The following is a 20,788-nucleotide window of genomic DNA, read 5'->3' as shown; positions in this document are numbered from 1 at the left end:
GCCCCGCCGGCGTTTGAGGCGCGGGGTCCGGGGCGGAGCCCCGATCTTTCCAGCCCCTGCGGCGATTGAGCAGCGGGGTCCGGGGCGGAGCCCCGAGGCCTCAGCCCCGGTGCAGCCCGCCCAGCCATTCCACCAGCAACCCGTTGACCTCCACGGGACGTTCCTGCTGGAGCCAGTGGCCGGCCCCGTCGAGGACGTGGGAGCCGACAAGCCCCGGCAACGTCTTCGGGTACGCCGCAATCGCCTCGGCGAGCCAAGTCGTCGAGGCATCCGCCCCACCCCCGACGAACAACGACGGCTGCCCGATCGCCGCCCCGTCGTACGCCGCGAGGTCCTCCCAGTCCCGGTCCATGTTCCGGTACCGGGCGAGCGCGCCGCTCAGCCCCGTACGCTCGAACTCCCCCGCATACACGTCGAGTTCGGCCTCACTCAACCACCCCGGCCGCTCCCCCGGGAACCGGTCCCGCATCCGCCCGCCGCCCCGCGCGATGAAGTGCGGGTCGGCCGCGCCCGCCCCCGGAACCGTGTCACCGGAGAGCGCCGCATAGATCCCGCCCAGCCACCCCCGCACATCCGGTTCGATCTCCGCCTCCGCCCGCCCCGGCTCCTGGAAGTACGAAACGTAGAACTCCTCCGCCCCGCCGCCCATCCCGGCGAAGACCTCACTGGGCCGCGGACCGCCCCGTGGCGCGTACGGCACGCTCAGCAGCCCGACGGCCCGGAAGACCTCCGGACGGACCAGCGCCGACGTGGCCGCGATGTTCGCGCCCCAGTCGTGGCCGATCACGACCGCCGACTCCTCGCCGAGGGCCCGCACCACGGCGACGTTGTCCTCGACGAGCTCCAGCATCCGGTACGCGGCGATGTCGTCGGGCCGCGAGGACCGCCCGTATCCGCGTACGTCGATCGCGACCGCCCGGTACCCGGCGTCGGCGATCACCGGGAGCTGCCGGCGCCAGGAGTACCAGGACTCCGGGAAGCCGTGCAGGAGCAGGACGAGCGGGCCCGTTCCCTGCTCCACGAGGTGGATGCGGCCGGCCGGCGAGGGCACAAGGCGGTGGATCGGTTCGGGCAGGTCGGGCATCGCTTCCTCCAGCTCCAGGGAACTCCGTGTCACCCTTCGATCCTGCCGCTACGCCCGCCGGGAACTCCGCTTTGTTGCCGCTTCGGCAAACCGCGGCGCCCGACCGACGCCAGCACCACCCCGCCCAGAATCAGCACCATGCACCCCACCTGCGCCCACCCCATCGACTCCCCGAGGACGACGTACGACAGCACCGCCACGCACACCGGTTGCAGGTAGTACACGACGCCCGCCCGCGCCGCCCCCACCAGCGCGATCGCCTTGTTCCACGCGAAGAAGGCGACCGCCGAGGACACCACGCCCACATACAGCAGCGGCCCCACCGTGCCCGCCCGCACCTCGAAGCCGCCCTGCACCGCCACGCTCGCCGCGTACACGGGCAGCAGCATCAGCGCACCGAGCACGAAGGTCGCGAACAGGAAGGCCACACCGCCGAGTTCACGCGGCTTGCGGCGCAGCAGCGCGCTGTACGAGCCGAAGCACACGGCCGCCACGACCACCCACAGATCGCCGGGCGCGAAGTCGGGCGTCAGGGACCCCTTGCTCACCAGAAGCACAACTCCCGCGCAGGCGACCAGCGTTCCGGCCACCCGGCGCGGCCCCAACCGTGCCCCGCCGATCCGCTCGTACACCGCCATGAGCACCGGCGACGCGGCCATGATCATGCCCATGTTGCCGGCCGAGGTCGTCATGCCTGCCTGGTTGACGAGGGTGTTGTAGACCGCGATGCCGAGCAGCGAGGCCGGCGCCACGAACCCGAAGTGCCGCCACAGCACGGCCCGTTCACGCCACGCGGCCCGCGCCCCGAACGGCGCCACCGCCACGATCGCCACCACCCAGCGCCAGAACGCGTGCTGGATCGGCGGCACACTGTCGTGCAGCCCGCGCGCGGTGACGAAGCTGCCGGACCAGACGACCGTGGCGAGCACGGCGAGCACGAGCCCCACACCGAGCCCGCCGGCCGCGCGGCCCGCCGCCGCGCTCGGCTCCACGGGTGTACGGGTACGGTCCAGGACTGCCATCAGGGGCGGGCCTCTCGCGATCGGGGTTCCGTTTCCCCCTTACCGTCGCAGCGCCCAACCCATCACGTCCATCGAAACTTTGCGGCGACAACCTTAAGGACTACTGAATGGTCCACGTTCCTAGCCCTCCAGGTACGCCAAGACCGCCAGTACCCGCCGGTTGTCACTCTCCCCCGGATACAGGCCGAGCTTCATGAAGATGTTGCCGATGTGCTTGGTGACGGCCTTCTCCGAGATGACCAGGCACTCGGCCACCCCCGCGTTCGACCTGCCCTGCGCGAGCAGCGCGAGCACCTCGCGCTCGCGACCGGTCAGCGAGCCGAGCCGCTGGTCACGGACCTTGCCGGCGAGGAGTTTCGACACCACCTCGGAGTCCATCGCCGTGCCGCCGCCCGCCACCTGGTGGATGGTGCGCAGGAACTCGGAGCCGTTCGTCACGCGGTCCTTCAGCACATAGCCGACCGCGCCCGCTCCGTCCGCCAGCAACTCCCGCGCGTACAAAGGCTCCACGTACTGCGAGAGCAGCAGCACCGGGAGTGCCGGGATCTGTTCGCGGGCTTCGAGGGCCGCGCGCAGGCCCTCGTCGCTGAAGTCCGGCGGCAGCCGTACGTCGACGATCGCGACGTCCGGCCGCTCGGCGACGAGCACCTTGCGCAGCTCAGGGCCGTTGTCCACGGCCGCGACGACCTCGTGCCCGTACGCGCCGAGGAGCCGCACGAGACCGTCCCTCAGCAGGAAGTGATCTTCGGCGACGACAACGCGCACGGCACCTCCATGGAGATCTGGGTCGGGCCGCCGGCCGGACTGTTGACGGCGAGGACGCCGTCGAAAGTGGCGAGCCGCCGCTCGATGCCGACGAGGCCGCCGCCTCGGGCCGGGTCGGCGCCGCCGCGGCCGTCGTCGGTGACGCCGACGCGCAGGGCCGAGGTCCCCTCGTCGTAGGCGATGTCGATCCACAGCCGCTCGGCCTCCGCGTGCTTGGCCGCGTTGGTGACGGTCTCGGCGATCGCGAAGTAGACCGCGGACTCGACCGGGGGCTCGGGGCGGGCCGGGAGCTCGACCGTGACCTCCGCCGCCAGCGGACTGAGCAGTGCCAAGGACCGTACGGCGTCGGCGAGTCCACGGTCGGCGAGGACCGGCGGGTGGATGCCGCGGACCAGGTCGCGCAGCTCCTGTAGCGCCGCGGACGAGGAGGCGCGGGCCTCCGCGAGCAGCGCCCTGACAGCTTCCGGGTCATCGTTCAGGCGGTTCTCGGCGGCGTCCAGGGTCATGCCCATCGCGACGAGCCGGGCCTGCGCTCCGTCGTGCAGGTCCCGCTCGATGCGGCGCAGTTCGGCGGCCGAGGTGTCCACGGCGTCGGAGCGGGTCGCGGACAGGTGGGCGATGCGGGCGGCCATCAGCTCCTGCCCGGACGGGGAGAGCGTGGCGCGCACGAAGCGGGCGTGGCGGTCGACCGTGGAAGGCGCGAGCCACAGTCCTGTCTTGCCGACGACGAGGCCGAGCAGGCCCGCCATCAGGCCCGTCGGGACGTTCTCGACGTGGATGAACATGTACCAGAGGCCGCCCCAGCCCGCGTCCCGGGCGAGGTACGAGCCGAAAACGGCGAGGAAGAGGCCCCACAGGCCGAAGAGGATGAGGGCCCCGGGAACGCAGGCGATGAGGCCGCCGACGAAGGAGTACAGCGTGGTCCAGCGCCACTCGCGGAACCGCTGGGCGTCCCCGAACACCCAGCGGTAGCGGGCGAGCGGACCGAAGCGCTCCCGTTCCTTCCCGAGCACCGGCGCGGGCGCCGACTCGACGACTATGTCCGACCAGGTGGCCGCGAGGGCCCGCTCGCGGTCCACGACGCGGCGCATGCCCGCCGCGGCCCAGGGCAGCAGGCCCGGGACCGGCGTCCATATCGCGATGTGCAGCATCGTCGACCAGTGCAGCGCCACCATGGACAGCCACCACAGCCGGTGGCACCGCCTGACCGCCTCGACCCGCTTCATGTCGCCAACTCCCCCGTATCGACCGCGTTCCCGGCTGTTCGCCGCTACCGGAACGAGTATCCGGCGAACTCCTCGGGCAGGTCGGTGGACTTAACTCCCCCATCCGGCACCGCGTCCGACGCCCACGCCGCGTACCCGTCGGGCCGCACCAGGAGCGCGGTGCGCCGCTCGCTCGCCCAGTGGGCGACCCGGAGGCCGTCCAGCTTGTCCGGCGAGCCCTGGGGCAGGATGAGGACGAACTCGCCCGCGCGCAGGGCCTCGTAGAGCCGGGTGCCGCCGTGCAGCGCGATGTCGGGGACGCGCCTGCCGACGAGCGGGTGGGCGCCCCTGGGAGCCGGGTAGCGGAAGCCGATGCCGGTGATCTGGCCGACGACGCGGGTACGGGCCGGGCGGGCGCGGGTCACGGTCTGGGCGAGGGCCGAGCGGGCCGCGAGCGTCCAGGGGCGTTTGGCCATCGCCAGGCGGACCAGGCCGCCGCTGCTGCGCAGCACCGCCTTGCCGACGGGGTGGCGTTCGGCCTCATAGGTGTCGAGGAGCTCCTCGGAGGCCCGGCCGCTCACCACCGCCGCCAGTTTCCAGCCGAGGTTCGCCGCGTCCTGGATCCCCGTGTTCATGCCCTGGCCGCCCGCCGGGGTGTGCACGTGGGCGGCGTCCCCGGCCAGCAGCACCCGACCGACGCGGTACTTCGGCGCCTGGCGTTCGTCGCTGTGGAAGCGGGACATCCAGCGCGCGTCGTGCATGCCGTAGTCGTCGCCGAGGGCGAGCCGGGCGGTCTCCTTGATCTCTTCGAGGTCGAGGGGAGCGTCGTCGGACACGTTGTGCGCGCGGTTCCAGGCGATCACCCGGTAGTAACCGTCACCGAACGGGGCGATGAAGGCGAAGGCGTCCCCGACCGTGTTCACGGTGAGGACGTTGTCGGGCTGCTCGCCGAGCCGCACGTCGGCGAGGACGACCGAGCGGATGACGGACTTACCGGGGAACGGCAGGCCCAACGCCGTCCGCACGGAGCTGCGCATTCCGTCGGTGCCGACGACGTACGCCGCACGCAGGTCCTCCGGCTCCCCCTGCACGCGTACGTGGAGCGTGACACCGTCCGCGTCCTGCGCCAGGCCCGTCGCCTCGGTCTCGTACGCGAAGGTGACCCCGGCGTCGACGGCCCGCCGCTCCAGGAGCGTCTCGACCTCGTACTGCGGGACGACGAGGAGGTGGTTGAAGCGCGTGGGCAGCTCGGCCAGTTCGAGGAAGAGGCTGCCGAACAGGCGCAGCCGTTGCAGCTGTTGGCCCTTGGCCTCCAGCTCGTCGGCGAGGCCACGCGCGTCGAGTTGTTCCAGCGTGCGGGCGTGCACCGCGAAGGCGCGGGAGAGGTTGCTGGTCCGGTGGGGGCGCCGCTCGACGAGGGTGACGGGAACACCCGCGGCGGCGAGGTCCCCCGCCAGCAGCAGCCCGGTCGGGCCCGCGCCGACCACGATCACCGAGCGGGTGTCGTGCGATGAGCCGGTTTCGTGCGATGAGCCAGTGCTGTCCATGAGGCCTCCAGAAGCGATGACGCCCGGATCGACCCGCCCATCCTGCCCGTACAGACGCGTCGAGGGCACCCGCCGCGAATGAACGCGACGGGTGCCCTCGACGGGAAGCCGTTGGGGAGGCGGAGCCTCAGCTCTGCTTCTGCTGCTTGCGGGACTTGTCGCCCAGCGAGACCAGTCCGGCGATCACCAGGAACAGCACGATCGGCGTCACCACGTAGAGGCCGAGCGTCTCGATCACGCTCAGGCCGGTACCCGGGTCGTCGCCGTCGTCGCGCGTGAGCGCGAGCGCGGGGGACGTCATGAGCAGCATCATCAGCGTCGTACCGGAGGCCAGGGCGCCGGCGCGCAGAGCGTTCTTCTTGTCCACGAGCCCAACGTAGCGAACGCCTAAACGGGCCGCGCGTCCGGGGGGCCTGTAAGGGGCAGTTCGGCTCCCGCGCGTGCCTGTGCGAACACGCCGAGCAGGGCGTGCGCGCGGGGCGACGCGGCGAGTTCCTCCAGGGTGACGGGCCGGCCCGTGGCGTCGGCGACGGGCAGCCGCCAGTTCGGGTACTCGGCCCAGGTGCCGGGCAGGTTCTGCGGGCGCCGGTCGCCCACCAGGTCGGGCAGCCACAGCCCGATCATCCGGGCCGGTGTGCTCAGAAGGAACCGGTGGACGGCCCGGACGGCCTCCTCCTCGTCGTGCGTCCCGGGTGCGAGCAGGCCCATCCGGGCGAACACGGAGAGCCACTCGGCCACCTCGGCCGCCGCCTCCGCCCCGCTCGCCGTCGACAGGCCGAGCCGCTCGCGCAGCCGTACGTCGTCTCCGCTCAGGCGTGCGGCGGTGGACGGCAGGTCGTGGGTGGTGGCGGTGGCGACGCAGTCCGTGCGCCAGGCCTCGGCGGGGACGGGCCGCCCGTCGCCCTCCCAGTCGCGTTCGAACCACAGCACGGACGTACCGAGCACCCCGCGCGCGTGCAGCGTCCCGCGCACGCCCGGCTCGACGGTGCCGAGGTCCTCCCCGATGACGTACGTGCCCGAGCGCGACGCCTCCAGGAGCAGCACGGCGAGCATGGCCTCGGCGTCGTAGTGGACGTAACAGCCCTCGGTCGGGGGTTCGCCCTCCGGGATCCACCAGAGCCGGAACAGGCCCATGACGTGGTCGATGCGGAGGGCGCCCGCGTGCCGCATCAGATTGCGGAGCAGGTCACGGAAGGGCGCGTAACCGGTCTCCGCGAGGCGGTCGGGGCGCCACGGCGGCAGGCCCCAGTCCTGGCCGCGCGCGTTGAACGCGTCCGGGGGCGCGCCCACGCTGATGCCCTGCGCGAAGATGTCGCGCTGCGCCCACGCGTCGGCGCCGCCGGGGTGCACGCCGACAGCGAGGTCGTGCACGAGCCCGATCTCCATGCCCGCCTCGCGCGCCGCGCGCTGGGCGGCGGCGAGCTGCCCTTCGGTGAGCCAGGCGAGGCGGGAGTGGAAGTCGACGCGGTCCATCAGCTCCAGGCGCGCGCGGTCGGTGGCCGCCGAGCGCGGGTCCTGGAGGGCGGCCGGCCAGGTGTGCCGGTCGGGGCCGTGCACCTCGGCCAGCGCGCAGTACGTGGCGTGGTCCTCCAGGGCAGTGCCCTGTGCGGCGAGGAAATCGCAGTAGGAGGCACGGCGGCCGGGGGTGAGCGGCACCTGGTGGACCGCTTCGAGCGCCGTCCGCTTCAGCGCCCACACCGCGTCACGGTCGATCAGCTCGCCCTTGGCGAGCACCGCGTCGCGCAGCCGGGCGGCCTCCGTGGCGTGCTGGGGGACGTACGCGTACTCGGGAATGTCCTCGATCCGCAGATGGACGGGGTCGGGGAAACGGCGTGAGGAGGGGCGGTACGGCGACGGGTCTGTCGGGTCCGTGCCGCCCTCCGGACCTGCGGGCACCGCCGCGTGCAAGGGGTTGACCTGGAGGAATCCGGTGCCGTGGGTGCGGGCCGACCAGGACGCCAGGTCGGCGAGGTCCGCGAGGTCGCCCATGCCCCAGGAGCGGGTGGAGAGCAGCGAGTAGAGCTGGACCAGCAGGCCGTGGGTGCGCGGCGGCGGGGTGGGGGCCTTCGCGGGGGCGGCGATCAGGTGGGCCTCGGCTGCGCGCCCGTCGGGTACGGCGACGCGCAGCCGGTGCGCTCCAAGCGGCGTCGCGGTGCCCGGGTCCCAGGGGTCGAAGCGGTCCCCGCCCTCCGGCCGCAGCCGCAGCTCGGCCCCCGCGGGCAGGTCCGCGACCCAGCGCGGGACGCTTCCGTCGGCCCACACCACCACCGTCGGCGGCAGCAGCCGCTCCGGCGGCTCGGCCGGGTCCGCGGCGACGTCCACACCGAGCGCGGCGAGGGCAGCCGTCACCGCCGCGTCCGAGGCGGGGACGGTGCGGCCCGGCGCCGGAGAGTAGGAGGTGGCCACTCCGTACAGCGCGGCGATCCGGGCCTTGGTCATGTCAGCCGGCGGCGAGGCCGCTCGGGCAGCCCGCGGCGAGGCCGTTCGGGGTGGGCTCGGAGGTGAGCGGCGCCTCGTCGTTCATGGGCGGCTCGGAAGTCAGCGGGGCGTAGTCCGCGAAGGCGGGCTCGCTGGTGAGGGGCGGTTCGAAGGAGCAGGTGCTGGTGACGTCGGCGTCGTCGAGCATGCTGAGGTCCGCCTGTTTGGAGAGGGCCGAGAGCAGGAGCTGTGCTGATGCGGCCACGGGGGCCTCCTTCGTCGTAAGGCGTCGGGAGTCGAAGCCCTACCCAGAAGGCGCGGGCGCAGACCTTTTCCATGGAACAACGTGTTGCTGGTCACATTGTGTACGACGAAAGGAACTTGAGCCCGGAGCCCGGAAAACCGAAAAAACTCCCGTCTCACCAGGCGACTCGTCGGTAGGGCCGGTTCCCGCCCATCGACGTCCGCCTCCCTTCTATCCTTGTGCCTCTTGAGTCGGGTTCGAACCAACGAGGAGTACGCCGTGCAGCTCCGGCGCAGGAAGAGGGCGGCCGCCCTCGCGGTCGCCGTCATCGCCGGGACGCTGGGCGGCGCCACGGGCGCGGTGGCCGCCCCGCCGAAGCCGGGGACGGCCACGGGCGACCTGAAGCCGGACGCGAAGCTGCCCGCGGTGTGGCCGCGGCCGCAGTCACTCAAGGCCTCGGACGAGGCGGACGGGGTCGCTGTCCCCGACGAGGTGACGCTCGTGGTGCCGCCCGGCTCCGACCCGTACGCGGTGGACGCGGTGCGCAAGGCGCTCGAGGACGCGGGGGCGCGGGACATCCGGCAGATCCACACCGCGGACGACGTGCCCGGCGACGCGCGGCTCGTGGTGCGGCTCGCCACCGAGTCCCCGCAGGCCAGGGCCGGCGCCGGCGACTACCGCCACGGCTCCCCCAAGGCGGGCCCGCTCGACGCGACCCTGCGCGGCCTCGGCGCGAGCGCCCGCGGCGATCTGCCGTCCGGCGGCTACCGGCTCGCCGTGGGCCGCGCGGCGGGGACGCCGACCGTCGCCGTCGAGGGCATCGGCGAGGACGGCCTGTTCCACGCGGCGCAGACGTTCCGGCAGCTGATCGACAAGCGGACCGTCGCGGGAGTCGTCGTACGGGACTGGCCGGGCACGGCGGTCCGCGGACTGACCGAGGGTTTCTACGGCACGCCGTGGACGACGGAGCAGCGCCTGGACCAGCTCGACTTCATGGGCCGCACCAAGCAGAACCGGTACCTGTACGCGCCCGGCGACGACCTGTACCGCCAGGCCCGCTGGCGCGAGACGTACCCGGCCGCCCAGCGCGCCGACTTCCGCAGGCTCGCCGAGCGGGCCCGCGCCAACCACGTGACGCTCGGCTGGGCGGTCGCTCCGGGCCAGGCGATGTGCATGTCGTCGCCGGACGACATCAAGACGCTCACCCGCAAGCTCGACGCGATGTGGGCGCTCGGCGTGCGGGCCTTCCAGCTCCAGTTCCAGGACGTGTCGTACAGCGAGTGGCACTGCGAGTCGGACGCGCGGGAGTTCGGCTCCGGGCCGGGTTCCGCGGCGAAGGCGCAGGCGAAGGTCGCGAACGCGGTGGCGAAGCACCTGGCGGCCCGGCACCCGGGCGCCGGGCCGCTGTCGCTGATGCCGACCGAGTACTACCAGGACGGCACGACGGAGTACCGGACGGCGCTCGCCCGCGACCTGGACGACGCGGTGGAGGTCGCGTGGACGGGCGTCGGCGTGGTGCCGCGCACGATCACCGGCGGCGAACTGGCAGGCACACAGGGCGCGTTCGGCGGCGGGCACAAGCTGCTCACGATGGACAACTACCCGGTCAACGACTACGCGCAGGACCGGATCTTCCTCGGCCCGTACATGGGCCGGGAGCCCGCCGTGGCCTCCGGTTCGGCGGCGGTCCTCGCCACGGCGATGGAGCAGCCCACGGCCTCCCGCATCCCGCTGTTCACGACCGCGGACTACGCCTGGAACCCGCGCGACTACCGGGCACAGGAGTCCTGGAAGGCCGCGATCGACGACCTGGCGGACGGCTCCCGGGAGACGCGCCAGGCCCTGACCGCCCTCGCGGGCAACGACGCGTCGTCGGTGCTCGGCGCGGACGAGTCGGCGTACCTGAAGCCGCTGATCTCGGCGTTCGGGAAGGCGCGTACGACGACGGACGCGGACAGCACCAAGAAGACGGCGGCGGCCCTGCGCGACGCGTTCACCCAGATGCGCCGCACGCCGTCCGCCCTGGACGACACGGACCTCGACTCCGAAGTCCGGCCCTGGGCCGACAAGTTGGGCCGCTACGGGCAGGCGGGCGAGGCCGCGGTCGACATGCTGGAGGCGGCGAGCCGCGACGACAAGGCGGCGGCGTGGAAGGCGGCACGCCGCCTGTCCGCCCTCCGCAAGGACTTGAAGAAGTCGAACGTCACGGTCGGCAAGGGAGTGTTGGACCCGTTCCTGACGAAGGCCGAGAAGGAGTTCGCCTCCTGGGCGGGCACGGACCGCCCGGACGCGTCGAAGGCCGCGAAGGCCGAACTCCCGCGCCCGCGCGCCCTGTCCACGGTCACCGTCCTCGCCGACCCCGACACCACGGGCACGGTCGAGGCGCACGTACCCGGCGAGGGCTGGAAGCGGATCGGCGCGCTCACGGCCGGCGGCTTCACGGAACTGAAGGCGCACAACACCCGCGCGGACGCGGTACGCGTCACGGGCGCACCGGACGACGCGGTGTCCCACATGATCCCCTGGTACGCGGACTCCCCCGCGGTCTCCGTCGCCCTGGCCCGCACCGAGGCGGACCTGGAGATCGGCGGCAAGGCCGAGCAGGTGACGGCGCACCTGACCGGGCAGCGGCCCGACAACGTACGCGGCAGGCTCACGGCGAAGGCCCCGCACGGCATCAAGGTCGAGCTTCCGCACCGGTCCGAACTCCCGCGCGGCACCGAGGTCGACGTGCCGGTGAAGGTGACGGTCCCTGCGGACACCCCGGCGGGCACGTACGAGATCGCCCTGCGCTTCGGCGACGAGACCCGCACCTTCTCGGTGCGCGCCTACCCGCGCACGGCGGGCCCCGACCTGGCCCGCTCCGGCAAGGCCTCCTCGTCGGCGGACGAGACCCCGGACTTCCCGGCGAAGGACGCCAACGACGGCAAGGCGTCGACCCGTTGGTCCTCCCCCGTGAAGGACGGCGAATGGTGGCAGGTGAAACTCGCCGAGCCCACCCGACTCGGCCTGGTCACCCTCCACTGGCAGGACGCCTACGCCAAGCACTACCGCGTCCAGACCTCCCCCGACGGCCGCACCTGGCGCACGGCGGCGACGGTCCGGGACGGCCAGGGCGGCCACGAGTCGGTGCGCATGGACGCGAAGGACGTGCGGTTCGTACGGGTCGTGGGCGACAAGAGGGCGACGCAGTACGGGTTCTCGCTGTGGAGCGTGGGGGCGTACGCGGTGGCGGACTGACCGCCGCAAGGCGCCGACGTCCGACACAAGGATCCGGAACCGCGTCCCCTACTTCTGGGCACTTCGCACCGCACTATGTACTCGATACATACACGCGGTACACACTGCCCTCATGAGCACCCGTCACGTCCTGCTCGGCCTGCTCGCCTCCGGCCCGCGCCACGGCTACGACCTGAAGCGGCGCCATGACGAGCGGTTCCCCCAGGCCCGGCCCCTCGCGTACGCGCAGGTCTACACAACGCTGCAGCGCCTGGTCCGCGACGGCCTGGTGGAGGTCGAAGGCACCGACTCCGACGGCGGCCCCGAACGCACCCTGTACCGCACCACGGCGGCCGGGCGGGGGGAACTCCTCGGCTGGGCCGGGGAGATCACCCCACCCGCGCCGCATGTCGCCAACGAGATCTTCGCCAAGGTCGTCGTCTCCATCCTGGTCGCCGACCAGGGCGCGGACCCCGCCGCCCACCTGCTGGCCCAGCGGGCCGCGCACATGACCCGGATGCGCGAACTCACCGCCGTGAAGAGCGACTCGGGCGCCGATCTGACCACCGTCCTCTCGGCCGACTACGCACTCGCCCATCTCGACGCCGACCTGCGCTGGATGACCACCACCGCCGCCCGGCTCACCACCCTGACCGCGGAGGTCACCGCAGCATGAGCACACTCCTGACCGCCGAAGGGCTCACGAAGTCCTACAGCAGAACACCCGCGCTGCGCGGCGCCGGTGTCGACGTCCGCCCCGGGGAGATCCTCGCCGTCACGGGCGCCAGCGGCAGTGGCAAGTCGACACTGCTGCACTGCCTCGCCGGTATCGTCCGCCCCGACCAGGGCTCGGTGACGTACGACGGCGGGCGACTCGACCGGTTCGACGAGGAGCGGCTCAGCGAGCTGCGCCGCACCGAGTTCGGCATCGTCTTCCAATTCGGGCAACTCGTCCCGGAGTTGAACGCCCTCGACAACGTCGCCCTGCCGCTGCTCCTCGCGGGCCGGCCGCGCGCCGCGGCGCAGGCGGAGGCCGACGCGTGGCTGGACCGGTTCGGCGTGCGCGGCCAACGCGACGCACGGATCGGCGAGATGAGCGGCGGGCAGAGCCAACGGGTCGCCCTCGCGCGGGCGTTGGTGACCGGACCCAAGGTCGTCTTCGCCGACGAGCCGACCGGCGCCCTCGACTCGCTCGCCACCGAACAGGTCCTCACGTCCCTGGTCAACGCGTCCCGTGAGACGCACACGGCCGTGATCCTGGTGACGCACGAGGCGCAGGTGGCGGCCTACGCGGACCGGGAGGTGCACCTGCAGGACGGGGTGGTGCAGGAGGCCTCCGTGCCCACGGTGGCGGTGACCCGGTGAGCGCCTCCTCCGATCTGCGCCTCGCCTGGCTGCTGACCCGCGGCGCGGACCGCCTGGAGCGGCGGCGGGCGGCGCTCACGGCGCTCGGCGCGGCCGTGGCGACCGGCTTCGCGTGCGCGGCCCTGGCTCTCGCGAGCGTGCGGGGCCAGGTCTGGTTCCCGTACGGGAACGGCCTGTTGAACCAGCCGGGCACCCGGCAGGGTGTCGCCGCCGGGCTGCTCCTGCTCCTCGTCCCGGTGCTCGGCTTCCTCGGTCAGTGCGCCCGGATCGGAGCGGTCCACCGCGACCGGCGGCTCGCCGGGCTGCGGCTCAGCGGGGCGGGCCCGAAGCAGGTGCGGCGGATCGCGGCCCTGGAAGCCGGGGTCGCGTGCCTGGCGGGAACGCTCGCCGGGTGCGTGGTGTTCGCGGCGGCCGTGCTGGGCACGGGCCGGTCCTTCGATCCCCTGGCCTGGCTGGGCGTCGCCGTCGTGGTGCTCGCGATGCCGGTGCTCGGCGCGCTGGTGAGCGCGGTGGCGCTGCGCCGGGTCATCGCCTCGCCGCTGGGGCACGTGCGGCGGGAGCGGGCGGGGCGGGGGCCGGGGGCGGTCCTCGGCCTGCTGGTGCCCGTCCTGCTCGTCGTGCTCGGTGCGGTTCTGGTCCTGTCCCTCGGCAGCCTCGGCACGCTCGCGTCCCTGCCGCTGTTCGTCGTCGGCACCGTCGTACTGAGCGGGGCGGGCGCCATCTGGGTCGCGGGGACGTCCTCCCGGATCATCGGGCGGCGGCTCGCCCCGGGCACCGAACGCCCCGCCGTCCTGCTGGCCGCGCACCGGCTCCAGGAGGACGCGTGGTCGGCGGCCCGCAGCCACGCCGCCGTCATCCTGGTCACCGTCTTCGGGGTCGGCCTGGCCGGAATCCGGGAGATCATCCTCGACCAACTGGCCGCGAACGCGGCCGAGACCGGCGAGCCCCAGAACGTCGGCTACTACACGTACGGCCTGAACCTCACCGCCGTCGCCGTCCTGATCGCCCTCCTGATCGGCCTGTCGGCGCTCGCCGTCGGCACCGGCGAGTCGCTGTCCGCACGGCGCCGGGCACTCGCCGCGCAGGCCGCGGCCGGCGTGCCCCGCCGCACCCTGAGGCGATCCCTGCTGCTGGAAACGGTCCTTCCGCTGGCCCCGGCCCTCGTCCTGGCGACCGTCGGCGGCACCGCGATCCACACGGCGTACGCCACACTCGCCCACCAGCCCGTCCCGTGGGCGCTGCCGCTCCTCGTCCCGGTCGGCGTCTACGCGTCCTGCCTGCTGGCCACGGCCACGGTCCTGCCGCTGCTGCGCCGCTCGACGCACCCGTCGCACCTCAGGGCGGCGTGACGGCTCCGCATATTAGGGCGGGGCGCGGGAGAGAGTCTCCCGCGCCCCGCCCTCGTCGTACGGACGTCTACTTCGCCAGATTCGTCGACTGGATCGGCGACGCCGCCAGCGACTGCGGAGACGTGGCCGACGCGTAGGCGGAAGGGGCCGACACGCCTGCCGACGGGTCGGCCGGGGAGTCGCCGTCCGCCTGGACGGGGACGCCGCCGACGATGCGGATGCCCGCCTCGTCGAAGGCGCGCTTGATGCGCCAGCGCAGCTCGCGCGAGATGGTGAGGGACTTGCCGGGCATGGTCTTGGCGGAGACGCCCACCACCATGGAGTCGAGCAGCACGCTGTCCAGGCCGAGCACCTCGACCGGGCCCCACAGCATCTCGTTCCACGGCTCGGACTTGCCCATGGCCTCGGCGACGTCGGTGAGTGTCGCCCTGACCTTGTCGAGGTCCTCGTCGGCGCGCACGGTGACGTCGACGGCCGCGGTCGACCAGCCCTGGGAGAGGTTGCCGATCCGCTTGACCTCGCCGTTGCGCACGTACCAGATCTCGCCCTCGGCGCCCCGCAGCTTCGTCACGCGCAGGCCGACCTCGATGACCTCGCCGGAGGCGACGCCCGCGTCGATCGTGTCCCCGACGCCGTACTGGTCCTCAAGAATCATGAAGACGCCGGAGAGGAAGTCGGTGACCAGGTTGCGCGCGCCGAAACCGATCGCCACACCGGCCACACCCGCGGAGGCGAGCAGCGGCGCGAGGTTGATCTTGAAGGCGCCGAGCACCATGAGGGCCGCGGTGCCCAGGATCACGAACGAGGCGACCGAGCGCAGCACGCTGCCGATGGCCTCCGAACGCTGGCGGCGTCGCTCGGTGTTCACAAGAAGCCCACCGAGCGCGGTGGTGGCGCCGCTCTCGCCGCGGCGGTTCATCCGCTCGACGAACTTGGTGATGGTGCGGCGTATCACGGCGCGCAGCACAAAGGCGATGACGACGATCAGCAGGATCCGCAGGCCGACGCTCAGCCAGTTGGACCAGTTCTGCTCGACCCAGCCGGCGGCCTGCCCGGCCTGCTCCTGGGCGTCCTTGAGCGTGGGCTTTTCCTCGGTATCGGAAGCCGACAGGACGGACAAGATCACGGCAGGTACCTCCAGGCGTAGCCATCTGCCCGCCTCGGACATTGCTGGGCATTGCTCGGGGACAGGAGCGGGCAGAACCACCACACTAACGGGGCATTGTGTGTGGATCGTCGTCATGTTCGAGGGAGAGACAGTGCTCACGTCCGTGCGCCGGGGGAATGAAGGACGTGTGGTCGAAAACACTCCCAGCCCGTTACGTGGACATGGTGGCGCCATGACCAGCCGTGAGGGGAGACTGGCTGGGAGATCGTCCCGGCGCGAGCCACGCGCCGCCGGCGTACAAGGAGGCATCCGTGCCGCATGTCCTGGTCCTCAACGCGTCGTACGAGCCGCTCGGCGTCGTACCGCTCCGCCGCGCGCTCGTACTCGTCCTCGAAAACAAGGCCACGTGCCTGGAGGAGTCCGGCGCCTTTATGCACAGCGCGACACGCACCGTCGCTGCCCCCAGCGTGGTCCGGCTCAAGCGATTCATCCGGGTTCCCTACCGAGGGCCCGTTCCTCTGACCCGACGCGCACTGTTCGCCCGTGACGGCGGCCGGTGCATGTACTGCGGTGGCGTCGCAACCAGCGTCGACCATGTGATTCCACGCAGTCGCGGGGGTCAGCACGCCTGGGAGAACGTGGTGGCGTCGTGCCGCCGCTGCAACCACACCAAGGCCGACCGCCATCTGGTGGAGATCGGCTGGCGCCTGCGCCACAAGCCGGCTCCGCCGTCCGGTCTGGCGTGGCGCATCATCGGGACCGGACATAGGGATCCGCGCTGGTTGCCCTACCTGCAACCATTCGGCGCGGACGAGGCCCTGGCCCGGATCGAAGGCGTTTCAGCCTGACCTTCGATCCGGGTTTCTTGCGTTTCAGAGGTGTTCCAGAAGCGCTTCAGAGGCGGAGGCCGCACACGCGGCCTCCGCCTCACCTATTGACCGCACCCACATGGGCGGCTTAGTTTCCTCGCACCCAGATAGGAAAGTTTCCTAACAGTACTCAGCGCTCATCACGAGGAGGCGGGTCCCCGACCATGGCTGGCACCCCCGGCACCCCCAGCGTCCTGCGCGCCATGAACGACCGCGCCGCGCTCGACCTCCTCGTCGCCCACGGCCCGCTCACCCGCACCCGGATCAGTGAGCTGACCGGGCTGTCCAAACCGACCACCTCGCAGCTGCTCGGCCGCCTCGAAACCGCCGGGCTCGTGCGGACCACCGGCAGCCAGACCGGCCGCCCGGGGCCGAACGCCGTCCTGTACGAGATCGAGCCGGGCGCCGGCCACGTCGCCGCCCTCTCCGCCGACCCGACCGGCATCACCGCCGTCGTCGCCGACATCACCGGCGCCGAGCGCGGCCGCCGCCGCATCGAGGCCGACGCCGTCAGCGAGGACGTGCGGCACCGCACCGCCCAGCTCGTCGCCGAGGCCACCGACGGGGCGCTGGCCCAGGCGGGGCTCGGGCACGGCGATCTGACCGCCACCGTCATCGGCACCCCCGGCGCCATCGACCCGGGCACCGGACAGCTCCGCTACGCCCCGCACCTGCCGGGCTGGCACTCCCGCACACTGCGCGACGACCTCGCCAAGGTGCTCGGCACCCCCGTCTCCATCGAGAACGACGTCAACCTCGCCGCGGTCGCCGAGCAGTACGAGGGCGCCGCGCAGGACCACGACGACTTCGTGCTCGCCTACGTCGACGAGGGTGTGGGCGCCGCGATCGTGCTCGGCGGGACGCTGCTGCGCGGGGCGACCGGCGGCGCGGGCGAGATCGGCTACATGCCGCTGCCGGGGGCCCCCCTGGCGCGCGGCGGGTCCGACGCCGTGGCCCGCTCGGACGGGGGCGGCGGGCTGCAGAGCCTCGTCGCCGCCGCCGCGATCCGCGAACTCGCGGGCGGCGTCAAGGATTTGAGGGAAGCTCTCGGCACGCAGGGCGTCCTCGACGAGGTCGCCCGGCGGATCGCCACGGGGATCGCCGCCGTCGTCGCCGTCGTCGACCCCGAACTCGTCGTCCTGTCCGGTCAGGTCGCCCGGTCCGGCGGCGACGCCCTGCGCGAGCAGGTCGAGGAAGAGCTCACCGGGCTCGCCCTGCCCCGTCCCCAGTTGCGCACCAGCGACCTGACCGGCGACCCCATCCTCACCGGCGCCCTGCGCACCGCGCTCACCCAGGCCCGCGACGCCCTCTTCGACACCAGCGCCTCCGCGTAACCCGCCCCTCAGCCCAACTCCCGTATACGTAAAGGACGTTCGCCATGCCGCGATGGCGCATACCCCTGCGCGCGCCCGTAGGGCTCGCCGCGGCCGGACTGCTGCTCGCCGGCTGCGCCAATCCGAGTACCGGCAGCGCCGCCGACGACCCGACGAAGCCCGTGACGCTGAAGTTCTGGCACGGCTGGTCGGCGCCCGGCGAGGTGAAGGCGATCAACGACTCGATCGCCCGCTTCGAGAAACTGCACCCGAACATCAAGGTGCAGGCCACAGGCAACGTCACGGACGCCACCACCAATCAGGCCCTGCGGGCCGGTGGTGACGAGGCCCCCGATGTCGTCTCCTCCTTCACCACGAACAACGTCGGCCAGTACTGCGACTCCGGCATGTGGGTCGACCTCGATCCGTTCATGAAGAAGACCGGCCTGAAGAAGGAGAAGGTCTTCCCCAAGTCCCTTCTCGATTACACCGGTTACCGCGGCAACCAGTGCGCCCTGCCGCTGCTCGCGGACGCCTTCGGCATGTACTACAACAAGGACGCCTTCAAGAAGGCGGGCATCGGGCGGCCGCCGCGGACCATGTCCGAGTTCATCGCCGATTCCAAGAAGCTCACCGTCAAGAACGGCTCCTCGTACAAGCGCGTCGGTTTCATGCCGAACTTCCGGCTCTACCAGAACAGCCCGGACCGGCTGTTCGCCCAGTGGGGCCCCACGTACTTCGACGCGAAGGGGAATTCACGGCTCGCCGAGGAACCCGCCTCGTACGAGTTCTTCAAGACGGCACGGAAACTCGCCGACGCGCAGGGCGGTTACAAGGCACTGGAGAGGTTCCGGACCTCGTTCGGAGACGAGATGTCCAACCAGAACGCCTTCCTGAGCGGAAAGCTCGGCATGCATCTCGACGGCGAGTGGCGCGGGCTCATGCTGAACGACGCCAAGGCGAAGTTCGACTGGGGCGTCGCTCCGCTGCCCGTCCCCGACGATCAGGCCGATACGTACGGGCGCGGCTATCTGACCGGCACCGTCGCCGGCATCGCGCACAGCAGCAAGCACCAGAACGCCGCCTGGGAGCTGGTGAAGTTCCTGACCGCCGACACCGATCAGGTCGTCAGGTTCGCCAACGCCATTCACAACGTGCCGTCCACATTCGCCGCCCTCAAGTCGCCGAAGCTGGACGCCGATCCGACATTCCGCACCTTCCTCGGCATCGCCCGGAACAAGGACAGCCAGGTCATGCCGCCCTCCACTAACGGCGGCATGTACATCACGCAGTTGCAGGACTTCAGTTACGGCGAGGAGGCCGGCGAGGTCCACGATCTGAAGGGCGGCCTGCGGCGCCTCGACAGACTCATCGACGCCGACACCCTGCAGTCGCAGAACTGAGGAACGGGACATTCTCGTATGGCACTCACCCTTTCCAGGCCTGCCCGCCGCAGACTGCGCACCCTGGGCTTTCTCTCCCCCTGGCTGATCGGATTCAGCGCCTTCTTCGCCTATCCGCTGCTCGCCACCGTCTATTTCTCGTTCATGCACTACAACCAGATCAAGGCGCCCACCTTCGTGGGGCTGCGGAACTGGGTGTACGTGTTCCGGGACATGCCGCTGTTCGGACCCGCCCTGTGGAACACGGTGTGGCTCGTCGTGGTGATGGTGGCGCTGCGCGTGGTGTTCGGGCTCTCGCTCGGACTGCTCGTCACGAAGATAAAGAGCGGGGTCGGATTCTTCCGGACCGCCTTCTATCTGCCGTATCTCGCGCCGCCGGTCGCCGCGACCGTCGCCTTCGTCTTTCTCCTCAACCCCGGCTCGGGACCGGTCAACGAGATCCTCGCCAAGGTCGGCATCGACGGACCCAACTGGTTCAACGACCCCACCTGGGCCAAACCCTCGCTCGTCCTGCTCTCCCTGTGGGGCATCGGCGACCTCATGGTCATCTTCATGGCCGCTCTGCTCGACGTACCGAAGGAGCAGTACGAGGCGGCCGAGCTGGACGGCGCGGGGCCGCTGACCAGGTTCCGCTACGTGACGTGGCCCTCGATCACCCCGATCGTCATGTTCGCCGTGGTGACGGGCGTCGTGCAGACCATGCAGTACTACACGCAGGCCCTCGTCGCCGGAAAGATCGCCTCGGGCGTCTCGATCGGCCCCGGCACGGTCATCCAGCCGGGATACCCCGACCACTCGACGCTCACCGTCCCGCAGCTCGTCTACTCGATGGGCTTCCAGAACTTCAACACCGGCGCGGCGTGCGTGCTCTCGCTCGTCCTGTTCGCCATTGCCATGGCCGTGACCTCGCTGCTCATGCGCAAGCGCTCGGGTCTGCTCGCGGCGGAGGACTGATCATGACTACTACGACACTGAGCACCGGCGCCACGCACACCAGCGCCGAGCCCGCGCGCGTGAACGGGCCCGCGGGCCGGCGCGCCCGCCGCAAGCAGGTCCTCAACTGGATCGCCGTGCACAGCATCGCCATCGCCGTGGCGCTGTTCTTCGTCCTCCCCTTCGTGTTCGTCTTCCTGACGTCCGTGATGAGCGACGGGCAGGCGATGAGCGGCGATCTGTGGCCCGACTCCTGGCACTGGGAGAACTACAAGGCGGTCCTCCAGACGGACGGCTTCCTCGACTGGTGGAAGAACTCGCTGCTGTACGCGGGGCTCGGCACGCTGTTCACGGTGTGCTCGGCGATACCCGTCGCGTACGCGCTCGCCAAGTTCCGCTTCCGCGGGCGGCGCACGGCGATGCTCCTCGTCATCTCGACGATGATGCTGCCGCCGCAGGTCATCGTGATCCCGATGTACCTGGTGTGGGCACAGCAGTTCCACCTGTCGGGGTCGCTGTGGCCGCTGATCATCCCGATGGCGTTCGGCGACGCGTACTCGATCTTCCTCCTCCGGCAGTTCCTGCTGACGATCCCGAAGGAGTACATCGAGTCGGCGAAGGTCGACGGCTGCGGCGAGCTGCGCACGCTGCTGAAGATCGTGGTGCCGATGGCCAAGCCGGGCATCGCCGCCGTCGCCCTCTTCCAGTTCTTCTATTGCTGGAACGATTATTTCGGGCCGCAAATCTACGCGGCCCAGAACCCGGCTTCTTGGACGCTGAGTTACGGGCTCGAATCCTTCAAGTCCGCGCACAGCGTCAACTGGAACCTGACGATGGCGGCCACGCTCCTGGTGATGGCGCCGGTCTGTCTCGTCTTCTTCTTCGCACAGAAGGCCTTCGTCGAAGGCGTCACCCTCACCGGAGTAAAGGGCTAAGGGATTTCT

Annotated in this window: 18 protein-coding genes; 9 read left to right on the top strand and 9 right to left on the bottom strand. The window is 71.5% G+C overall.

Going from position 1 to position 20,788, the window contains the following annotated elements; genetic code table 11:
* Positions 1 to 100 precede the first annotated feature (100 nt).
* The 8 genes from ACIRHA_RS41760 to ACIRHA_RS41725 form a co-directional block, all read right to left on the bottom strand.
* Positions 101 to 1,084 carry an alpha/beta fold hydrolase gene (locus ACIRHA_RS41760; RefSeq protein WP_403856954.1) on the bottom strand — a complete coding sequence of 328 codons (984 nt, stop codon included), beginning with the start codon at positions 1,082 to 1,084 and terminating at the stop codon, positions 101 to 103.
* Between the two features lie 29 nt (positions 1,085 to 1,113).
* Positions 1,114 to 2,106 (bottom strand): DMT family transporter, encoded by a 993-nt coding sequence (locus ACIRHA_RS41755; protein ID WP_403856941.1) that lies wholly within the window; start codon positions 2,104 to 2,106, stop codon positions 1,114 to 1,116.
* A 120-nt stretch (positions 2,107 to 2,226) separates the two neighbouring features.
* Positions 2,227 to 2,871 (bottom strand): LuxR C-terminal-related transcriptional regulator, encoded by a 645-nt coding sequence (locus ACIRHA_RS41750; protein ID WP_403856938.1) that lies wholly within the window; start codon positions 2,869 to 2,871, stop codon positions 2,227 to 2,229.
* On the bottom strand, positions 2,835 to 4,097 hold the full coding sequence (locus tag ACIRHA_RS41745) for a histidine kinase (RefSeq protein ID WP_403856935.1): 1,263 nt from the start codon (positions 4,095 to 4,097) through the stop codon (positions 2,835 to 2,837). The genes ACIRHA_RS41750 and ACIRHA_RS41745 overlap by 37 nt, the downstream gene beginning before the upstream one ends.
* Positions 4,098 to 4,141: 44 nt before the next feature.
* Positions 4,142 to 5,623 carry an FAD-dependent monooxygenase gene (locus ACIRHA_RS41740; RefSeq protein ID WP_403856932.1) on the bottom strand — a complete coding sequence of 494 codons (1,482 nt, stop codon included), beginning with the start codon at positions 5,621 to 5,623 and terminating at the stop codon, positions 4,142 to 4,144.
* A 127-nt stretch (positions 5,624 to 5,750) separates the two neighbouring features.
* A complete protein-coding gene (locus ACIRHA_RS41735; RefSeq protein WP_403856929.1) occupies positions 5,751 to 5,990 on the bottom strand; it encodes a hypothetical protein in 240 nt (79 codons plus the stop codon).
* Positions 5,991 to 6,010: 20 nt separating this feature from the next.
* A complete protein-coding gene (gene malQ / locus ACIRHA_RS41730; RefSeq protein ID WP_403856926.1) occupies positions 6,011 to 8,062 on the bottom strand; it encodes a 4-alpha-glucanotransferase in 2,052 nt (683 codons plus the stop codon).
* Between the two features lies 1 nt (position 8,063).
* Positions 8,064 to 8,306 carry a hypothetical protein gene (locus tag ACIRHA_RS41725; RefSeq protein WP_403856923.1) on the bottom strand — a complete coding sequence of 81 codons (243 nt, stop codon included), beginning with the start codon at positions 8,304 to 8,306 and terminating at the stop codon, positions 8,064 to 8,066.
* A gap of 258 nt (positions 8,307 to 8,564) precedes the next feature.
* On the opposite strand from ACIRHA_RS41725, the gene ACIRHA_RS41720 reads away from it, so the two are divergent.
* The 4 genes from ACIRHA_RS41720 (at position 8,565) to ACIRHA_RS41705 (ending at position 14,218) form a co-directional block, all read left to right on the top strand.
* Positions 8,565 to 11,525, top strand: coding sequence for a beta-N-acetylglucosaminidase domain-containing protein (locus ACIRHA_RS41720; protein ID WP_403856951.1), 2,961 nt, complete (start codon positions 8,565 to 8,567; stop codon positions 11,523 to 11,525).
* Between the two features lie 112 nt (positions 11,526 to 11,637).
* Positions 11,638 to 12,180, top strand: coding sequence for a PadR family transcriptional regulator (locus tag ACIRHA_RS41715; RefSeq protein ID WP_403856920.1), 543 nt, complete (start codon positions 11,638 to 11,640; stop codon positions 12,178 to 12,180).
* Positions 12,177 to 12,869 (top strand): ABC transporter ATP-binding protein, encoded by a 693-nt coding sequence (locus tag ACIRHA_RS41710; protein WP_403856917.1) that lies wholly within the window; start codon positions 12,177 to 12,179, stop codon positions 12,867 to 12,869. Before ACIRHA_RS41715 ends, ACIRHA_RS41710 begins: the two co-directional genes overlap by 4 nt.
* Positions 12,866 to 14,218 (top strand): FtsX-like permease family protein, encoded by a 1,353-nt coding sequence (locus tag ACIRHA_RS41705; RefSeq protein WP_403856914.1) that lies wholly within the window; start codon positions 12,866 to 12,868, stop codon positions 14,216 to 14,218. The genes ACIRHA_RS41710 and ACIRHA_RS41705 overlap by 4 nt, the downstream gene beginning before the upstream one ends.
* Before the next feature lie 67 nt (positions 14,219 to 14,285).
* On the opposite strand, the gene ACIRHA_RS41700 is transcribed toward ACIRHA_RS41705, so the two are convergent.
* On the bottom strand, positions 14,286 to 15,344 hold the full coding sequence (locus ACIRHA_RS41700; RefSeq protein ID WP_403856911.1) for a mechanosensitive ion channel family protein: 1,059 nt from the start codon (positions 15,342 to 15,344) through the stop codon (positions 14,286 to 14,288).
* 293 nt (positions 15,345 to 15,637) lie between these two features.
* Between ACIRHA_RS41700 and ACIRHA_RS41695 the strand changes: the two genes are divergently transcribed.
* From ACIRHA_RS41695 to ACIRHA_RS41675, 5 genes are all read left to right on the top strand, one after another.
* Positions 15,638 to 16,174 (top strand): HNH endonuclease, encoded by a 537-nt coding sequence (locus ACIRHA_RS41695; protein ID WP_403856908.1) that lies wholly within the window; start codon positions 15,638 to 15,640, stop codon positions 16,172 to 16,174.
* Positions 16,175 to 16,359: 185 nt separating this feature from the next.
* Positions 16,360 to 17,529, top strand: a complete 1,170-nt coding sequence (locus ACIRHA_RS41690) for an ROK family transcriptional regulator (protein ID WP_403856905.1) — start codon at positions 16,360 to 16,362, stop codon at positions 17,527 to 17,529.
* A 44-nt stretch (positions 17,530 to 17,573) separates the two neighbouring features.
* Positions 17,574 to 18,911 carry an extracellular solute-binding protein gene (locus ACIRHA_RS41685; RefSeq protein ID WP_403856901.1) on the top strand — a complete coding sequence of 446 codons (1,338 nt, stop codon included), beginning with the start codon at positions 17,574 to 17,576 and terminating at the stop codon, positions 18,909 to 18,911.
* Between the two features lie 18 nt (positions 18,912 to 18,929).
* Positions 18,930 to 19,865 carry a carbohydrate ABC transporter permease gene (locus ACIRHA_RS41680; RefSeq protein WP_403856898.1) on the top strand — a complete coding sequence of 312 codons (936 nt, stop codon included), beginning with the start codon at positions 18,930 to 18,932 and terminating at the stop codon, positions 19,863 to 19,865.
* A gap of 2 nt (positions 19,866 to 19,867) precedes the next feature.
* Positions 19,868 to 20,779 carry a carbohydrate ABC transporter permease gene (locus ACIRHA_RS41675; RefSeq protein ID WP_403856895.1) on the top strand — a complete coding sequence of 304 codons (912 nt, stop codon included), beginning with the start codon at positions 19,868 to 19,870 and terminating at the stop codon, positions 20,777 to 20,779.
* Positions 20,780 to 20,788 lie beyond the last annotated feature (9 nt).

Origin of the sequence: Streptomyces sp. NPDC102360 (assembly GCF_044766085.1) — a bacterium.
GTDB lineage: Bacteria > Actinomycetota > Actinomycetes > Streptomycetales > Streptomycetaceae > Streptomyces.
The sequence above is the reverse complement of the archived record's forward strand: the minus strand, read 5'-3'. Positions and strand labels throughout refer to the sequence as shown.